The following is a 2,005-nucleotide window of genomic DNA, read 5'->3' on the forward strand; positions in this document are numbered from 1 at the left end:
GGCGGCTGGGTCAGGTCGGGCGGCTGCGGCGCGGCGGCGGCGGGATCGGCGGGCAGCGGCGGCGCGGGCGTCGCGGCGGGGGTGCCGTTGCCATTGCTCTGCACGGTCTGGGCCTGGACTGGGAGCTGGGCGCCGGGACCGGCGCCGCGCGGCGCGGCCTGTGCCGCCGGCAGGGCGAGCAGCAGGCCGGCAAGGGCCGGGGCGGCGAGAAGCAGCAAGGGGCGTGGGGGAGGAGCGCGCATTCTGCGCGGCACCCTAGACCACAACCCCAGGCGCGGGAAACGCGGCGCGGCGGCAAGAATCGCGGCCGGCCGCGGATTTCCCGCAGCTTTCTTCAGGCGGGAGCCGGATCAGCCCTCGGCGCGGGCGCGCTCGATGGCGGCGATGCCCTCGTTGACCACCTCGCGCAGCTTCGGCTGCAGCAGCGGGTTGCCGGCGATGACATTGCCCGAGGGGTAGGGGTCGGCGCCCTCCATGTCGGTCGCCCAGCCGCCGGCCTCCTTCAGGATGATCAGCCCGGCGGCGATGTCCCACTTGTTGAGGCCGAGCTCCCAGTAGCCCTCGTAGCGGCCGGCGGCGGTCCAGGCCAGGTCGAGGGCGGCGGCGCCCATGCGGCGGACGCCGGCGACCTGCGGCATCACCTTGGCGAGGATGGCGCTGAACTCGGCCTTGCGCGGGATCTTGGCGAAGGGGATGCCGGTGGCGAAGACCGCCTGGATCATGTCGCGGCGGCCGGAGACGCGCAGGCGGCGGTCGTTCAGGAAGGCGCCGACGCCCTTCTCGGCCCAGAACAGCTCATCGGCGGCGGGGTTGTAGATGACGCCGGCGACGATCTCGCTGGTGGTCTCGGTCAGCCGCTTCTCGATGCCGATGGAGACGGCCCAGTGCGGGATGCCGTGCAGGAAGTTGGTGGTGCCGTCCAGCGGGTCGATGACCCAGCGCCATTCCCAGTCGGCATTGCCGCTCTCGCCCTGCTCCTCGCCGAGGAAGGCGAAGTTCGGCCGGGCGCGGCCGAGCTCGGCGCGCAGCGTCTCCTCGGCGCGCAGGTCGGCCTGGCTGACGAAGTCGCCCGGGCCCTTCATGCTGACCTGCAGCTGCTCGACCTCGCCGAAATCCCGCAGCAGGCGCTTGCCGGCCTTCTGGGCGGCGGCGACGACGACGTTGAGGGCAGGCGAGAGGCGGGCAGAAGGGGCCACGGCGGAGCACTCCGGAAGCGGGGGATCGATCGGGTCGTCTGAAACAGCAGGTTAGCCAGGGGGGCCTGGAGGCCCCCCATCCGTCAAGCCGGGCGCGGAGCCTCAGCCCTTGGCGCGCTCGACATAGGAGGCATCCTCGGTCTTCACCACGATGCGCTCGCCCGCGGTGATGAAGGGCGGCACCATGGTCTTCACGCCATTCGCCAGCACCGCCGGCTTGTAGGAGGAGGAGGCGGTCTGCCCCTTCACCACCGGATCGGCCTCGACGATCTCGAGGGTGACCTGGGCGGGCAGCTCCATGGCCACCGGCTCGCCCTCGATCAGGCGGGCGGAGACGGTCATGTTCTCGGCCAGGAAGGGCAGGCGGTCGCCGAGGATCGCGGCCGGGACCATGGTCTGCTCGAAGGTCTCGGGATCCATCAGCACCAGGTTCTCGCCGTCGGCATAGGAGTAGGTGAACTCCTTGTCCTCGGTCATCAGGCGCTCGACGGTGTCGGCGGTGCGCCAGCGGTCGTCCTTCTTGGTGCCGGTCTTGATGTCGCGCATCTCGACCTGGATGAAGGCGCCGCCCTTGCCCGGGGTGATGATCTGGATCTTGAGCACCGTCCAGCGCCGGCCCTCGTATTCGATGACCTGGCCGGGGCGCATCTGATTGGCCTGCTGCTTCATGGGCGGGGCACCTGTCTCTGGCGGAGGCTTGAAGGAACGAACGGTCCCCGCGGCGGGACGCCGCTGCAGGGAAACCGCCTCAACCCCGGTCCCTGGCGGGCGCGGGGGCGCGAATGGGCCGGGGGTGTAGCCTGCCGGAG

2 protein-coding genes and 1 pseudogene are annotated in these 2,005 nt (G+C 71.5%); all 3 read right to left on the minus strand.

What is annotated here, in order from left to right; translation table 11 throughout:
- Positions 1-242, minus strand: a pseudogene (locus BKE38_RS24600) (hypothetical protein); the annotation flags it as partial.
- A gap of 108 nt (positions 243-350) precedes the next feature.
- On the minus strand, positions 351-1,196 hold the full coding sequence (locus tag BKE38_RS24605) for an inositol monophosphatase family protein (protein WP_076959862.1): 846 nt from the start codon (positions 1,194-1,196) through the stop codon (positions 351-353).
- A 102-nt stretch (positions 1,197-1,298) separates the two neighbouring features.
- Complete coding sequence (efp, locus tag BKE38_RS24610; RefSeq protein ID WP_076959863.1) at positions 1,299-1,865, minus strand: elongation factor P; 567 nt, start codon at positions 1,863-1,865, stop codon at positions 1,299-1,301.
- Positions 1,866-2,005: the final 140 nt, after the last annotated feature.

The sequence above is a fragment of the Teichococcus deserti genome (genome assembly GCF_001982615.1).
GTDB lineage: Bacteria > Pseudomonadota > Alphaproteobacteria > Acetobacterales > Acetobacteraceae > Pseudoroseomonas > Pseudoroseomonas deserti.